The sequence below is a fragment of the Streptomyces sp. NPDC013157 genome (genome assembly GCF_042899865.1).
In the GTDB taxonomy this organism is placed as follows: Bacteria; Actinomycetota; Actinomycetes; order Streptomycetales; family Streptomycetaceae; genus Streptomyces.
The window spans coordinates 24,376-39,290 of sequence record NZ_JBIBAK010000005.1 but is presented as its reverse complement, the minus strand read 5'-3'; the positions used below and the strand labels follow the sequence as shown (position 1 = coordinate 39,290).

Sequence of the window (14,915 nt, the reverse complement as noted above, 5' to 3'; positions counted from 1 at the left end):
ACCTGGACCCCCGGTCCGATCACCCCTGGGCCGTCGGCTCGGGGGTGATCAGACGTTCCCGGTAGGCGATCGCCACCGCCTCCGTACGGCTCGCCGCGCCCAGCTTGGCGAGGATGTTGGAGACATGCACGCTCGCCGTCTTGCCGGTGATGAACAGCTCCTCGCCGATCTGCCGGTTGCTGCGGCCCAGCGCCAGCAGCCGCATCACGTCCTGCTCGCGTGCCGTCAGCGGCGGGACCGGGTTCTCCACCGGCGCCGACCGGCGCAGCAACGCGTCCGAGCGCGCCAGCAACGGCGCGGCCCCCAGCGCCACCGCGGTCTCCCGGACCGCCCGTGCCTGCTCCGCGGCCTCCGCAGGCCGCCCGTCGGCCGCCAGGGCCTCGGCGTAGCGCAGCCGCACCCGCGCCGCCTCGTACACATCGCCGTACGCGAACGCGGCCACCGCCTTCTCCCAGGCCGCCACCGCCGGCCCGGACACGGCCCGGGCCCACTCCGCCTCGGCCCGCGCCAGCCAGGCCTGCCCCTCCGGACCCTGCGGCCCGGCCGCCGATCGGGCCAGCTCCACCAGTTCACCGGCGGCGCCGGTCCAGTGGTCCTCGCTCCCGTCGCCGCGCCGTTGCGCCGCCGCCCGGTCCGGGACCGCCGCCAGCGCGAGCGCGGCGAGCCGGACCGTCACGTGCGGCGCCCGCCCCAACCCGTCGGAGAGCACCGCGACCGTCTCCCGCGCCCGGGCCACGGCCTCCTCCGGATCACCCCGCAGCGCGGCCGCGTCCGTCAGCACGATTCCCCCGACGAACGTGCCCATCCAGTCGAACGGCTCCCCGAGCAGCGCCCTTGCCCGCGCCACGACATCCGGCTCGCCCCGGGCCAGTGCTACGTACAGGACGGGCCCTTCGGCGAAACCGGGTGCCGGATCCTCGCGGGCCACCCGCACACACTCGTCCCACCGCCCCAGCGTGAAGAGCACCAGCAGCCGCAGGTACCGCATCTCCAGCGCGTACGGCGAGGACAGCAGCCCCGACCGCCGGGCCCGGTCGAGCCCCTCGGTGATCCACGGCAGGGACTCGCGCAGCTCACCCGACTCGAAGCAGCTGATGGCCAGGCTGAACAACGCCCGTATCTCCACCGGCGTGTCCCCGGCTTCCCGGGCCAGCTCCCGCGCCTCCCGGAGCCGCTCCCGGCCCTCCCCGGTGTGGCGCCCGCCGCCTTCCAGCCGGGCCAGGGAGATCAGCAGGTCGGCCCGGGCGGCGGTGGCACCGATCCGCTCGGCGACCTCCAGGGCCTGCCGCGCGACCCGCAGCGCGGTCGCGTCGTCACCGACCTGACGGGCCGCCATGACATGCGTGGCCGCCGCCCACACCCAGGTCCGGGACGGCGGCTCGGCGGGGATCATCGCCAGCGCCTCGCTGCTGTAGGCGAACGCGGCGGCGAGGTTGTCGACGGTGATCAGGTTCCCCGCGAGGGTGTAGCGCACCCGGGCGGCGAGTTCGGGATCCGCGTCCTGGCCGGCGCCCGCCAGCGCGGCCCGGGTCAGCGACACGGCCCGGTGCGCGTCCCCGGAGTGCGCGGCCGCCGCCGACGCCCGCAGCGTCAGACTCACCGGGTCCAGCCCCTCGCCGGCGGGCCGCGCCTCGCACGGCACGGCCGGCCACAGGTCCAGGGCCGTCTCCAGGTGCCGCAGCTCCTCCGCCGGGGCACCCATCCGCCGGGCGTGACCGGCGGCCTCCAGGGAGGCGGCCAGCGCCTCGGGCAGATCGTGACTCTCCCGGTAGTGGTGCGCCCGCTCGGCGGCCGTCGCCGCCCCGCTCCCGCGGGCGGCGAGCAGCCCGGCGTACGTGCCGTGCAGCCGCGCCCGCTGCCCGGGCAGCAGATCGCCGTACACCGCCTCGCGCGCGAGGGCGTGCCGGAAGGCGTACGTGTCCCCGTCCCCGGCGACGAGCAACTGCCGCCCCACCGCCTCCCGCAGGGCGGCCTCCAGCTCCTCGTCCGGAAGGCCGACCGCGTCCCGCAGCAGATCGTGCCCGACCCGGCGCCCGGCCACCGCGGCCGTCCGCAGCACCTGCTGGGCCGTCTCCGACAACTGCTCGACCCGGATCAGCAGCAGATCGGCGAGTCCGGTCGGCATGCCGTCCGCGCCGGCGGCGGCCACCAGCTCCTCGGTGTAGAAGGCGTTGCCCTCGGCCCGCTCGACGATGTCCCGTACGGTCGCCTCCGCCAGCGGCCGCTCCTCCAGCGCCCGCACCAGCCGCGCCACCTCGCCGTCGGCCAGCGGCCGCACGTCCAGCCGCTCCACCCCGGGCAGCCGCACCAGCTCGGCGAGCAACGGCCGCAGCGGATGCCGCCGGTGCAGGTCGTCGGCACGGTAGGAGGCCAGCACGGCGAGCCGCCGGGGCAGCACCCCGCGGCTGAGCAGGAACCGCAGCAGATCCCGGGACGACTGGTCGGCCCAGTGCAGATCCTCCAGGATCAGCAGCAGCGGAGCGCTCGCCGCGAGATCCGCGAACAACCCGGCCACACCCTCGAAGAGCCGCAGCCGTGCGTCGGCGTCGCGGGAGGAGTCCGAGGCGGCACCGAGCAGGCGCTCCACGACGGGATGCGCGGCAAGCACCCCACCGAACCGCTCATCACCCGCCAGCACCCCGAGAATCTCGGTGAACGGCAGATACGGCAGTCCCACATCCCCGAGATCGACACAGTGCCCGACGACGACGGTCGTTCCGTCCGCGGCCGCCCTGGCCGCCACCTCGTCCAGCAGCCGGGTCTTGCCGACCCCCGCGTCCCCGGCGACCAGCAGGGCCTGCCCACTGCCGTTCCGTGCCCGCTCCAGCACCGAGGCAAGGCGGCCCAGTTCGTTGTCCCGCCCGATCAGAGGGCTGCCAAAAGATCTCTGCGACACGCCCTCATCCTGACAAGGGACCACTCAAGAAGCCAGGGGCGCTGGGGGTACCCCCAGCCGAAGGCTGGGGGAGGAACTGCGCGACCAGCCACGACGCACCTGCAGCCGCCGTCACCACAGAACCCCCCACCCCCGTAGGCACGCGGCTCAGCCCCTCAGAACCCGCGCCCAGTCCGCCGGCACCCGCTCCGCAGGACCCGGCACCGACTGCTCCGCGGGATGACTCACCGGCGGCGCCAACTCCGGCCCGGCCTCGTAGAGTTCCTCCGTCTCGAAGTTCCAGAACCAGCCCTCGCCCGGCTCGTAGCTACGGATCACCGGATGCCCGGTGGAATGGAAGTGCGCCGTCGCGTGCTTCGCGGGCGAGTCGTCGCAGCACCCGATGTGCCCGCACTGCGCACACCGCCGCAGATGGAACCACCAGCCCCCCGCCGCGTCGCACTCCACACACCCGGCGCCGCTCGGCGGAACGTTCGGGTCTATCGCGGTGTCGCCGCTCATACTGCCTCCACAGGTGTCTCGGATTCCTCGGGCGCCTCGGCGGTCAGCGGGAGCAGCACCTGGAACCGGGTGTCCCCGGGCTCCGACTCCACCCGCATGGTGCCGTGATGCTTGTTCACCACGATCCGCCACGAGATGTCCAGACCGAGCCCCGTGCCCTGCCCCACGGGCTTGGTCGTGAAGAAGGGGTCGAAGATCCGGTCCTTGATCTCCGGCGCGATCCCGGTCCCGGTGTCCCGGAACTCGACCAGCAGCTGCTCGTGGTCGAGCGCGGTCCGCACGGTCAGCGTGCCGTGTCCGCCGCCCGCGCCGTCGCCGTCCTTCATCGCGCAGACCGCGTTGTCGATGAGGTTGGTCCACACCTGGTTCAGCTCGGCGGGGTAGGCGGGGACCGGCGGGACCGAACGGTCGTACTCCTTGACCACCCGGATGTCCTGCCCGATCTTCGCGGACAGCATCAGCAGGGTGCTGTCGAGGAGTTCGTGCACGTCCACCACCCGGTACGGCGCCCGGTCCAGCTGGCTGTACTGCTTGGCCGCGTCGACGAGGTTCGAGATGCGGGTGGTCGAGTCCTCGATCTCGTTCATCAACAGCTCTGTCTCGATGGTGTAGTTGAGCCAGCCGATCGAGTTCGGCAGGATCTCCTCGTCCACGGCCACCGCGACCTGGTCCAGCCAGTCGACGTCGAGACCGGCCTGTACGAAGGTCGGCGCGATCTGCCAGGCGTTGTCGCAGCCGTGGTCCTCCAGCCAGTCGGTGAGCGTGTCCTCGCGGTCGGCGGCCTCCAGCGGACTGAGCGCCGGCGCCTTGGCGACCAGCTCGGCGGTGCGCTCCTGGATCTCGATCAACCCTGCCAGCTGCTCCCGGGAGAAGGGACTCTCGGCGATGATCGCGAGCTTGTGCCGCATCTTCGCCACCCGCTCGCGCAGCGTGGACGTGGCCCGCACGGCCGCCGCGGCCGGGTTGTTGAGCTCGTGGGTGAGCCCGGCGGACAACGAGCCGAGCGCCAGCAGCCGTTCGCGCTGTCCGATCGCCGCCTGGGTGTTCTTCGAACCGAAGAACAGGCCCTCCAGCAGGTGCACGGCCATCGGGAACCAGTCCTGCATGATCTCCGCGAACGTGTCGGCCGGCAGCACGAAGAACCGGGTCGGCTCGGTCACCCGCATCGAGTTGTTGTACGCCTGCCGCACCCGGTCCCCGAGGTACGCCTGCATGGCGCCCGCGTACACGCCGGACTGCGAGGTCCGGGTGACCTCGACGTCGTCCCCGCCGACCTGCCGGGAGAGCACCACCGTGCCCTCGACCATCACGTAGAAGCAGGTGGCCGGTTCACCCTCGGTGTAGACCGGACCCGGCTGGAACAGCTCCACCCGGCCCGCCGCGCACAGCCGCCCGAGCTGCTCCGGCTCCAGCTTCTCGAACAGGAACAGCGCGCCGATCTCCTTCGGGCTGCACGGCATCGGCTGCCCGCTCATGACTGCTCCAGATACCGGTGGACGAGCATCACTGCCATGGCTCCTTCTCCGACGGCGGACGCGACACGCTTGGCGGACTCGGCGCGTGCGTCGCCCGCCACGAACACGCCGGGAATGCTGGTCTCCAGGTGGTACGGCGGCCGGTCCAGCTCCCAGCCCGCCGGCGGCCGTCCGTCGACGGTCAGGTCGGGCCCGGCCAGGATGAACCCGCGTCCGTCCCGCAGCACCGTGTCGCCGAGCCAGTCGGTGAGCGGTGCCGCCCCGATGAAGACAAACATCCACTGGGCGTCGACCTGTTCCCGGTCCCCGCTGCGGACATGGCGCAGGGTGAGCTGCTCCAGGCGCTCGACGCCGTGCGCGGCGTCCACCACGGTGTGGCTGCGCACGGAGATGTTGGGAGCTTCGTTGATCTGCTGGATCAGGTAGTACGACATCGACGCCGACAGGTCGGCGCCGCGGACGAGCAGGGTCACCGACTTGGCGAACCGGGACAGGTACATCGCCGCCTGGCCGGCCGAGTTGGCGCCGCCGACGATGTACACGTCCTGGCCCTGGCAGGAGGTCGCCTCGGTGAGCGCGGAGCCGTAGAACACCCCGCAGCCGGTCAGGTCGAGACAGCCCGCGGCCTCCAGCTGTCGGTACTGCACACCGGTCGCCAGGATCACGCTGTGCGCCGCGACCGCCGAACCGTCCGCGAACCGCACCACCCGTGCGGCCCCGTTGACCTCAAGGGCCGTGACCTCGCGCGCGGTCAGGATCTCCGCGCCGAACTTGGCGGCCTGCCGCCGGGCCCGGTCGGTGAGCTGGGCGCCCGAGACACCGTCCGGGAAGCCCAGGTAGTTCTCGATCCGGGAGCTCTGTCCGGCCTGGCCGCCGGTCGCCGACCGCTCCACGAGCACGGTCCGCAGCCCCTCCGACGCCCCGTACACGGCCGCGCCGAGCCCGGCCGGGCCGCCGCCGATCACCACCAGGTCGTAGAAGTCCGCCGTCGGGGTCGTCGCCAGGCCCACGTGCGCGGCCAGCTCCGGCGCCTCCGGCTCCACCAGGGGGGTGCCGTCCGGCGTGATCACCAGCGGCAGCCGGTCCCCGTCGGCCTCGGCCGCGGCCAGCAGCCGCCGGCCCTCCGGCTCCTCCACCGAGTACCAGCGGTACGGCACCTGGTTGCGGGCCAGGAACTCCCGCACGTCCGAGGAGCGCGCCGACCAGCGGTGCCCGACGACCTTGGTGGCCGGCACCGGCTTGTAGTCGCTGGCCCGCCAGGCGTCCAGCAGGTCGTCGAGGACCGGGTAGAGCTTCTCCTCCGGGGGATCCCAGGGCTTGAGCAGATAGTGGTCCAGATCGACCACGTTGATCGCGTCGATCGCCGCGTTGGTGTCCGCGTACGCGGTCAGCAGCACCCGCCGCGCGCCCGGGTACACGTCCAGGGCCTGTTCCAGGAACTCGATGCCGTTCATCTGCGGCATCCGGTAGTCGGCCAGGATCACGGCCACCAGGTCGCCGCGCAGCTTCAGCTCCCGCAGCGCGTCCAGCGCCGACTCCCCGGACTCCGCGCGCACGATCCGGTACGACGCGCCGTAGCGGCGCCGCAGGTCCCGGGCGACTGCACGGGAGACCCCCGGGTCGTCGTCCACGGTCATGATGACGGTCCGTGCTGCGTCGGCAGCCTGTGCCATACGTCTCCCACCCCGAGCCGTTGGTTCCACGGCACGGCAGCCCCTGGAGGGGCGCGGACACCGTACCGGTTCCCGCCCATCGTATGTTCGATCGCCCGCCTGCGCTCTGGTACGAGGGTGCACAGTGGGCACCCGTCAGTGCGGAAGACTGATCACGCAGACGCGGAACCGACGAGGAGGCCGGTGCATGACACGCCCGATCACGGCAGGGGTCGACGGTACGGAGGAGAGCCTCGCCGCTCTCGACTGGGCGGCCCGGGAAGCGGTGCGCCGGGGGCTGCCGCTGCGGGTGGTGCACGCCTGGCGGTACGAGCGGCACGAGGCGCTCGGCGGTGACCGGGAGGCCCAGCGCGGGTGGGTGTCCGACGGGGTGGCCGAGTCGGTGCGGACCGTCACCGGGCGGTATCCGGAGCTCGCGGTGAGCGTCGACGTGCGGGAGGGCGGCCCGGTCGAGGTGCTGGCCGACGCGGCGGCCGGGGCCGAGCTGCTGGCGCTGGGGTCGCGCGGGCACGGCCGGGTCGTCGGGTTCCTGCTGGGCTCCGTCGGACAGCAGGTGATCGCCGGGGCCGCACGTCCGGTGGTACTGGTGCGCGCCGGTGACCGGCCCACTGCGGAGGCCGCCGGACGGGAGGTGGTCGTGGGTCAGCAGGGCGGCCCGGAGGACAGCGCGGCAGCACTGGAGTTCGCGTTCGGCACGGCGGCTGCCCGGGGCGCGACGGTCCGGGTGGTGCGGGCCTGGACCCTGCCGCCGGTCTTCGCCTACAGCCCGGGCTCGCTCAAGCTCCTCGACGAGTCCGGAGGCATGGAGCCCTACGAGAAGAAGGCGCTCTCCGAGGCGGTACGGCCGCTGCGCGAGCGGTTCCCGGACGTGCCGGTCGCCGAGCACGTGGAGATGGGCAGCGCGGGGCAGGTGCTGCTCTCGGTGGCCGCGCGGGCGCAGCTGATGGTCGTCGGCCGGCGCGCCCACCGCACGGCGGTCGGCGCCCGCATCGGCTCGGTCGCGCACGGGGTGCTGCACCACGCCGACTGCCCTGTGGCCGTCGTCCCTCACGAGTGACTCGGCCCGGGGTCGCTCCGGGGCTCACTCGGGGGTGACCGGCTCCAGGGTCTCCCGCGCCTTGGGCAGCACGTTCTCGATGTAGTCCTCGACCGCGTTCTCCAGGCCTATGTCGTGCTGCGCCCGCTCGGAGAGGTACCAGCGGTGTTCGAGCAGCTCGTGGTAGATCTCGGCCGGGTCCATCGAGCCGCGCAGCTCCAGCGGCACGGCCCGCACGGTGGGGCGGAAGACGTCCCGCACCCACCGGTGGGCCAGTACCTCGGGGCGGGCGGCGAGAGGGTCGCCGGGGGCGTAGTCGTCCTGGGTGGCCATCCAGCTCTCCAGGTCGTTGAGCAGCCGGCGCGCCTGGTTCTCCTCGGCGTCCAGGCCGGTCAGCCGCAGCAGCTGGCGCTGGTGGTGGCCGGCGTCGACCACCTTCGGCACGAAGGTGACCGAGTCACCGTTGGAGGAGTGCTCGATCTGCATCTCGGCCACGTCGAAACCGAGGTCGTTGAGCCGCCGGATGCGGCGCTCGATGTACTGGTACTTGCCCGCCGGATACACCGAGGTCCGGGTCAGCTCCTTCCACAGCTCGCCGTACCGGGTGCAGATCTCGAACCCGAACTCGATCGGGTCCAGCGAGGGATGCAGCGCCCCCGAGGCCTCCAGGTCGAGCAGTTCCCCGCTGATGTTCACCCGGGCCAGGTCGAGGTCGTACTCCCGCTGCCCGTTGCTCAGCTGCGGGTGCAGGTCGCCGGTCTCGGCGTCCACCAGGTACGCCGCGTAGGCGCCCGCGTCCCGCCGGAACAGGGTGTTGGACAGCGAGCAGTCGCCCCACGCGAACCCGGCCAGGTGCAGGCGGACCAGCAGCACCGCCAGGGCGTCCATGAGGCGGTGCATGGTGGCCGGGCGCATGGTCGTCTCGAACATCGAGCGGTACGGCATGGAGCCGCCGAGGTGCCGGGTGACCAGCACCGACTCCAGCGGTTCGCCGTCCGCGTCGAGGCGGCCGGTGATCACGGCGAGCGGGTCGACGGCCGGGATGCCGAGCCGGTCCAGGTCGCGCAGCAGCTCGTACTCACGCAGCGCCGGGCGCTCCGCCAGCTCCTTCACCGCGATGACCTCGCTGCCGGCCCGGGCGTAGCGCACCACGTGCCGGGAGATGCCGCGGGGAAGCGGCACGAGGTACTCCTCGGGCCACTCCTCCAGCGGGACGTCCCAGGGGAGCTCGAGCAGGAGCGCGGGGTGCTCCGGGTTGGTGGCGTTGATCTGCAAGGCCATGGGAGGAACCTTAAGGCCGGTGGGTCACGAGACAAGCTCCCGGGCCCGCTCGGCGGCCGCCCGCACCGGACCGCGGTGCAGCGGGCCGTGTCCCGGCAGCAGGGCGTCGCCGTCGAGGGCGCCGATCAGGTCCAGCGAGGCGACGGCCCGGGCCCGCTCGTGGTGGAACATGTCGGGCAGCAGCTGCGGGCCCTGGATCCGCGAGGTGCGGTGGCCGCTGACCAGCGCGTCCCCGGAGATCACCAGCCCGGCCTCGGGCAGGTGGTAGACGGTGTGCCCGTCGGTGTGGCCGGGGGTGTGCACCGGGACCGGGCGGCCCGGCAGGTCGAGCGGGCCGTCGGCGACCGGGAACGCCTCGGGCGCCTTGACCGGGTGCTGCTCGGTGCCGCCGACGCGCAGCACGTGCACCAGCCAGGGCACGACCCCCGGCCGCCAGGCGTTCTTCACCACCTCGCCCACGGACACCTGCTGGAGGAACTCCCGCCGGGCGTGCGGTACTTCGGCCTCGTGGAGATAGACCGGCGTGCCGTGGGCGTCGCGCAGGTACTCGGCCGAGCCGAGGTGGTCGTTGTGCGCGTGCGTGATCAGCACGGCTGCGACCGCCTCCGGCGCGCTGCCCACCTCCGCTAGGGAGCCGAGCAGCCCCTGCCGGTCCCCGGGGTAGCCGGTGTCCACCAGCGTGACGGCGTCACCGTCCTTGAGGATCACCCAGTTGGTGTGCTGGCCGTGCACCAGATAGGCGCCCTTGCCGACTTCGTGTACCTCTGCCCGCATGATCACTCCGGCCCGTTCGTGCAGATCGAAACGGAGGACAGCCAACCACATGCCGTGTGCCGCCCGTTGCCGAGGCCCGGGTCAGCGCACCCCGTGCGGCCGGAACTGGATGCTGATCCGCGGCCCGGCGGCCCGGGCCGTCTTCGGCACGCAGTGCTCCCAGGTCCGCTGGCAGGAGCCGCCCATCACGATCAGGTCGCCGTGGCCGAGCGGGCGCCGGACCGAGGGGCCGCCGCGCAGCGGCCGCAGCAGCAGATCGCGGGGCGCGCCCACCGAGAGGATCGCGACCATGGTGTCCTCCCGCGCACCCCGGCCGATCCGGTCGCCGTGCCAGGCCACGCTGTCCCGGCCGTCGCGGTAGTAGCAGAGCCCGGCCGTGGCGAACGGCTCGCCCAGCTCCTCGGCGTAGTGCCGGGTGAGCGCCTCGCGGGCCTCGGTGAGGACGGGGTGGGGGAGCGGGTCGGCGGCGCCGTAGAAGGCGAGCAGGCGCGGTACGTCCACGACGTTGTCGTACATCTGCCGGCGCTCGGCGTGCCAGGGGACGTCCGCCGCCAGCTGTTCGAACAGCGCGTCGGCGCCGCTCAGCCAGCCGGGCAGCACGTCGATCCAGGCGCCGGAGCCCAGCGCCGTCCGGCCGATGCCGTCGAGGGTGCCGAGCCGCAGCTCGTCGGTCTGGTCGAACAGGGAGCCCTGGAGGTGCGTGGCCATGAGCCAAGCGTACTCCGTAATCGAAAATCTGTTCTCATTTGATCTCCGGCGGGTCCGTGGCGGCCTCTTTCGATACACCGATGTATTCGATACATTCGCGTATTGAACGGAGGTCGGCCCATGACGGTGGACGGCGGTGCGCAACGGCGCGTGACCCGGCGGCGGGTGCAGACCCGCGCCCGGCTGCTCGACGCCGCGTTCACCGTGTTCGCCGCCAAGGGCTTCGGGCGGGTCTCCATCGAGGAGGTCTGCGAGGCCGCCGGGTTCAGCCGGGGCGCCTTCTACTCCAACTTCGCCACCCTCGACGAGCTGTTCTTCGCCCTCTACCGGGAACGCGCCGACCTCATCGCCCGGCAGGTCGCCGACGCGCTCGCCGGCGACGGACCCGGCCTGGACGTACCGGCCTCCGTGGACCGGGTCACGGACGTACTGCTCCTCGACGTGGACTGGCTGCTGGTGAAGACCGACTTCCTGGTGCACGCCGCCCGGGACCCGGCCGTCGCCGGGCTCCTCCTCGACCACCGCACCCGGCTCCGCGAGGCCGTCGCCGACCGGCTCCTGCGGGCCCGCGGCCACACCCCGGTCCCCGCCGTGCTCGGCGACGTCGAGAGCGCGGCCCATGCGGTGGTCGCCGCCTACGACGGGGTCACCGTCCAGCTGCTGCTGGACAAGGACGTGGACCGGGCCCGTGCCTGGCTCAAACAACTGCTCACCGCGCTGCTGACCGACGGCAGCACCCGATTCGGATAAGAAAGGCGTCGCCATGGACGCGGACGTCATCGTCGTCGGAGCCGGCCTCGCCGGCCTGGTCGCGGCGCACGAACTCACCAGCAGGGGCAGGCGCGTCGCCCTGGTCGACCAGGAGAACGCCGCCAACCTCGGCGGCCAGGCGTTCTGGTCCTTCGGCGGGCTCTTCCTCGTCGACTCGCCCGAACAGCGCCGCCTCGGCATCAAGGACTCCCTCGACCTGGCGTGGAGCGACTGGCAGGGCAGCGCGCAGTTCGACCGCAAGGACGACGAGGACTCCTGGGCGGTGCGCTGGGCGCGCGCGTACGTCGAGTTCGCGGCCGGGGAGAAGCGGCCCTGGCTGCAGAGCCACGGCATCAGCCTGCTGCCGACCGTCGGCTGGGCCGAGCGCGGCGACCTGCGGGCCGACGGGCACGGCAACTCCGTCCCGCGCTTCCATGTCACCTGGGGCACCGGCACCGGCGTGGTCGAGCCCTTCGCCCGGTACGCCAAGCAGGCCGCCCGCGACGGACTGCTCACCTTCCACCACCGCCACCAGGTCGACGAACTCGTGATCGAGGACGGCGAGGCGCGCGGCGTCCGCGGCACGGTCCTCGCCCCCGACGACTCACCGCGCGGCGTCGCCTCCAACCGCGACCGCATCGGCGACTTCGAACTCACCGCCCAGGCCGTCGTGGTCACCACCGGCGGCATCGGCGCCAACCACGACATCGTCCGCCGCTACTGGCCCGCACGCCTCGGCACGCCCCCCGCGGAGATGGTCACCGGCGTCCCCGCCTACGTGGACGGCCGGATGCTCGACATCAGCGCCGAGGCGGGCGTCCGCCTGGTCAACCGCGACCGCATGTGGCACTACACCGAGGGCATCCAGAACTGGAACTCCGTCTGGCCCGGCCACGGCATCCGCATCCTGCCCGGCCCCTCCTCGATCTGGCTCGACGCCCTCGGCCGCCGCCTGCCCGACCCCTGCCTGCCGGGCTACGACACCCTCAGCACTCTCAGGCACCTGCGCACCACCGAGGACATCGCCGGGTACGACCACTCCTGGTTCGTCCTCACCCGCAAAATCGTCGAGAAGGAGTTCGCGCTCTCCGGCTCCGAGCAGAACCCCGACATCACCGCCAAGGACCGCAAGGCCGTGCTGCGCGACCGGCTCCTCGGCAAGGGCGCGCCCGGACCGGTGCAGGCCTTCCTCGACCACGGCGCGGACTTCGTGACCGCGACCTCCCTGGACCAGCTCGTCGAGAAGATGAACGGGCTCACGGACAAGGCGCTGCTCGACGCGGCCGAGGTGCGCCGCCAGATCGTCGCCCGCGACCTGCAGATCAACAACTCCTACAGCAAGGACTCCCAGGTCCAGGGCATCCACAACGCGCGCCGCTACATCGGCGACCGCCTGGGCCGGGTCGCCACCCCGCACCGCATCCTCGACCCGGCCGCCGGACCGCTGATCGGCGTCAAGCTGCACGTCCTCACCCGCAAGACCCTCGGCGGCATCCAGACCGACCTGGACTCCCGCGCCCTCGGTGCCGACGGGCAGCCGATCGGCGGGCTCTACGCGGCCGGCGAGGTGGCCGGCTTCGGCGGCGGCGGCGTGCACGGCTACAACGCGCTGGAGGGTACGTTCCTCGGCGGCTGCCTGTTCTCGGGCCGGGCCGCGGGACGCGCGGCGGCGAAGCAGACTGCGTGAGCGTCGCGCCGGGGGTGCCGCGAGGTGCGGTCGCCGTCTGCGGCGCCGTCGTGGCTGGTCGCGCAGTTCCTCCCCCAGCCTTCGGCCGGGGGGTACCCCCTGCGCCCCTTACGGGGCGCTCAGCTGACTCAGTCGGTCAGGAGCCGCGCCAGTACCGTGGCGTGGCTCTCGTCCGGGGTCTTGGACGAGGTGAGCAGGGTCACCGGCCCCTTCCGGGCCGACTCCCGCAGGCCGTCGAGGAGTTCGGCGGCCTCGGGAGCGGCCAGCTCCGCCTCGTAACGTCGGGTGAACTCCTCGTACGACCCGCCGTCGTGGAACCAGCGGCGCAGCTCGTTCGACGGCGTCAGCCCCTTCGGCCACTCGTCCACGTGCGCGTCCTCCTTGGACACCCCGCGCGGCCAGAGCCGGTCCACCAGGACGCGCACCCCGTCCTCCGGCTCGGGCGACTCGTAGATCCTGCGGACGCGCACGCTCACGGTCGATGCACCTCTCGGCTCGCTGACGGTGCCGCGAGCGTAAGCGGCGAACCCGCCCCACGGGCTGCCGACGCGGCGCAGCTTGACCAGAATGAGGGGGAAACGCGGAGACCCGCGCGCCTAGTCTGTGGGCCATTGATCATCGGCCACCCCCCAAGGGAGTTCATGTGCAGGGCGCAAGCAGACGTACCGCAGTCCTCCGCCGCGAGGCCGTCCTCGGCACCGTCCCGGTCGCCGTGGCGGCCCTGCTCGCCGCCGCCGGAACGGCCTCGGCGAGCACCATCGGCGCCGCGGGCGCGGGCGACCCCTACTTCCCGCTCAGCGGCAACGGCGGCTACCACGTCAGCCACTACGACCTGTCGCTCCGCTACGACACCTCCTCCCGGCACCTCGACGGCAAGGCGGTCCTCACCGCCCGTGCCACCGAGAAGCTGACCCGCTTCGACCTCGACCTCAGCGGACTGAAGGTCACCCGGGTGACCGTCGACGGCCGGACGGCCCGTTTCAGCCGCAGCGGACAGGAACTCGTCGTCACGCCGTCTCGGGCGCTGGCGAAGGGCCAAGACTTCCGGGTCACCGTGGCGTACAACGGCACACCCAAGCAGGTCACCGACCCCGACGGCTCGGCCGACGGCTGGATCCGCACCGACGACGGCGCGTTCGTCGCCGGGGAGCCGCAGGGTGCGATGACCTGGTTCCCGGCCGACAGCCATCCCAAGGACAAGTCGTCGTACGACTTCACGATCACCGTCCCCAAGGGCCGCACCGCCGTCGCCAACGGCGTCCTCCTCGGGCAGCACACCTCCGGCGGCCGTACGACCTTCCGGTGGCGGCAGACCGAGCCGATGGCCGCGTACCTCGCGACCGCCACGGTCGGCACGTTCAAGGTGCAGCAGTACACCACCCGGGACGGGATCGAGGTGTACAACGCGGTCGACCCGCGCGAGGCGAGCGGGTCGGCGGCCGTGCTGAAGAAGCTGCCGTCGGTGCTGGAGTGGGAGAGCAAGCTGTTCGGGCCGTACCCGTTCCGGTCCGCCGGGTCGATAGTCGACCACGCGCCGAGCGTCGGGTACGCGCTGGAGACGCAGGGCCGGCCGATCTACGACTCGGCGCCGGATCTGAGCACGCTGGTGCACGAGAACGCCCACCAGTGGTTCGGCGACTCCGTCTCCCTCACCGCCTGGAAGGACATCTGGCTCAACGAGGGCTTCGCCACGTATGCCGAGTGGCTGTACAGCGAGCAGCACGGCGGCGACAGCGCGCAGAAGAACTTCGACGCGCTGTACGCGAAGCCGGCGAGCGACGAGTTGTGGGCGTATCCGCCGGGGGATCCGGGGAGCGGGAAGAACATCTTCGGTGAACCGGTGTACGCGCGGGGCGCGATGGCCCTGCACGAACTGCGGAAGGCGGTCGGGGATCCGGTGTTCTTCCGGATTCTGCGGGCGTGGGCCTCGGAGCACCGGTACGGCCACGGGACTACGGCGGAGTTTGTGAAGCTGGCCGAGGGGGAGTCGGGGAAGGACCTCGGTTCCTTGTTCCAGACGTGGTTGTACAAGAAGGGCAAGCCGTAGCGGTTCGGATGCGGGCCGGTGGGGATTGCTCGCGCAGTTCCCCGTGCCCCTGAAGGGGCGCTGAAAGCTGACGACTTTCTTACATTC

General features: G+C 72.5%; 12 protein-coding genes. 4 read left to right on the top strand and 8 right to left on the bottom strand.

Features of this window, described 5'->3' with window-relative positions; genetic code table 11:
• Positions 1-19: 19 nt before the first annotated feature.
• The 4 genes from ACFY6U_RS16600 to ACFY6U_RS16585 form a co-directional block, all read right to left on the bottom strand.
• Entirely contained in the window at positions 20-2,896 is a 2,877-nt protein-coding gene (locus ACFY6U_RS16600; protein WP_390038738.1) for an AAA family ATPase, read from the bottom strand.
• Between the two features lie 147 nt (positions 2,897-3,043).
• Complete coding sequence (locus tag ACFY6U_RS16595; protein WP_390038736.1) at positions 3,044-3,397, bottom strand: UBP-type zinc finger domain-containing protein; 354 nt, start codon at positions 3,395-3,397, stop codon at positions 3,044-3,046.
• Entirely contained in the window at positions 3,394-4,872 is a 1,479-nt protein-coding gene (locus tag ACFY6U_RS16590; protein WP_390038734.1) for an ATP-binding protein, read from the bottom strand. Before ACFY6U_RS16590 ends, ACFY6U_RS16595 begins: the two co-directional genes overlap by 4 nt.
• Complete coding sequence (locus ACFY6U_RS16585; protein ID WP_390038732.1) at positions 4,869-6,545, bottom strand: FAD-dependent oxidoreductase; 1,677 nt, start codon at positions 6,543-6,545, stop codon at positions 4,869-4,871. The genes ACFY6U_RS16590 and ACFY6U_RS16585 overlap by 4 nt, the downstream gene beginning before the upstream one ends.
• A gap of 187 nt (positions 6,546-6,732) precedes the next feature.
• Between ACFY6U_RS16585 and ACFY6U_RS16580 the strand changes: the two genes are divergently transcribed.
• A complete protein-coding gene (locus tag ACFY6U_RS16580; protein WP_390038730.1) occupies positions 6,733-7,602 on the top strand; it encodes a universal stress protein in 870 nt (289 codons plus the stop codon).
• 24 nt (positions 7,603-7,626) lie between these two features.
• Here the strand turns inward: ACFY6U_RS16580 and ACFY6U_RS16575 are convergent, their stop codons facing one another.
• The 3 genes from ACFY6U_RS16575 to ACFY6U_RS16565 form a co-directional block, all read right to left on the bottom strand.
• A complete protein-coding gene (locus tag ACFY6U_RS16575) occupies positions 7,627-8,862 on the bottom strand; it encodes a DUF4032 domain-containing protein (protein ID WP_390038728.1) in 1,236 nt (411 codons plus the stop codon).
• A gap of 24 nt (positions 8,863-8,886) precedes the next feature.
• Positions 8,887-9,636: an MBL fold metallo-hydrolase gene (locus ACFY6U_RS16570; RefSeq protein ID WP_390038726.1), complete on the bottom strand. Its 750-nt coding sequence runs from the start codon at positions 9,634-9,636 to the stop codon at positions 8,887-8,889.
• Positions 9,637-9,717: 81 nt separating this feature from the next.
• A complete protein-coding gene (locus ACFY6U_RS16565) occupies positions 9,718-10,344 on the bottom strand; it encodes an alpha-ketoglutarate-dependent dioxygenase AlkB (RefSeq protein ID WP_390038724.1) in 627 nt (208 codons plus the stop codon).
• A gap of 120 nt (positions 10,345-10,464) precedes the next feature.
• On the opposite strand from ACFY6U_RS16565, the gene ACFY6U_RS16560 reads away from it, so the two are divergent.
• Entirely contained in the window at positions 10,465-11,094 is a 630-nt protein-coding gene (locus ACFY6U_RS16560; RefSeq protein ID WP_390038722.1) for a TetR/AcrR family transcriptional regulator, read from the top strand.
• A gap of 13 nt (positions 11,095-11,107) precedes the next feature.
• The gene (locus ACFY6U_RS16555) at positions 11,108-12,781 is read left to right on the top strand and encodes an FAD-binding dehydrogenase (RefSeq protein WP_390038721.1); all 1,674 of its coding nucleotides are present in this window, start codon (positions 11,108-11,110) and stop codon (positions 12,779-12,781) included.
• Positions 12,782-12,909: 128 nt separating this feature from the next.
• On the opposite strand, the gene ACFY6U_RS16550 is transcribed toward ACFY6U_RS16555, so the two are convergent.
• Positions 12,910-13,257, bottom strand: coding sequence for a DUF488 domain-containing protein (locus ACFY6U_RS16550; RefSeq protein ID WP_390038719.1), 348 nt, complete (start codon positions 13,255-13,257; stop codon positions 12,910-12,912).
• 167 nt (positions 13,258-13,424) lie between these two features.
• Between ACFY6U_RS16550 and ACFY6U_RS16545 the strand changes: the two genes are divergently transcribed.
• Positions 13,425-14,828, top strand: coding sequence for a M1 family metallopeptidase (locus ACFY6U_RS16545; RefSeq protein ID WP_390038717.1), 1,404 nt, complete (start codon positions 13,425-13,427; stop codon positions 14,826-14,828).
• The last annotated feature ends 87 nt before the right edge of the window (positions 14,829-14,915 follow it).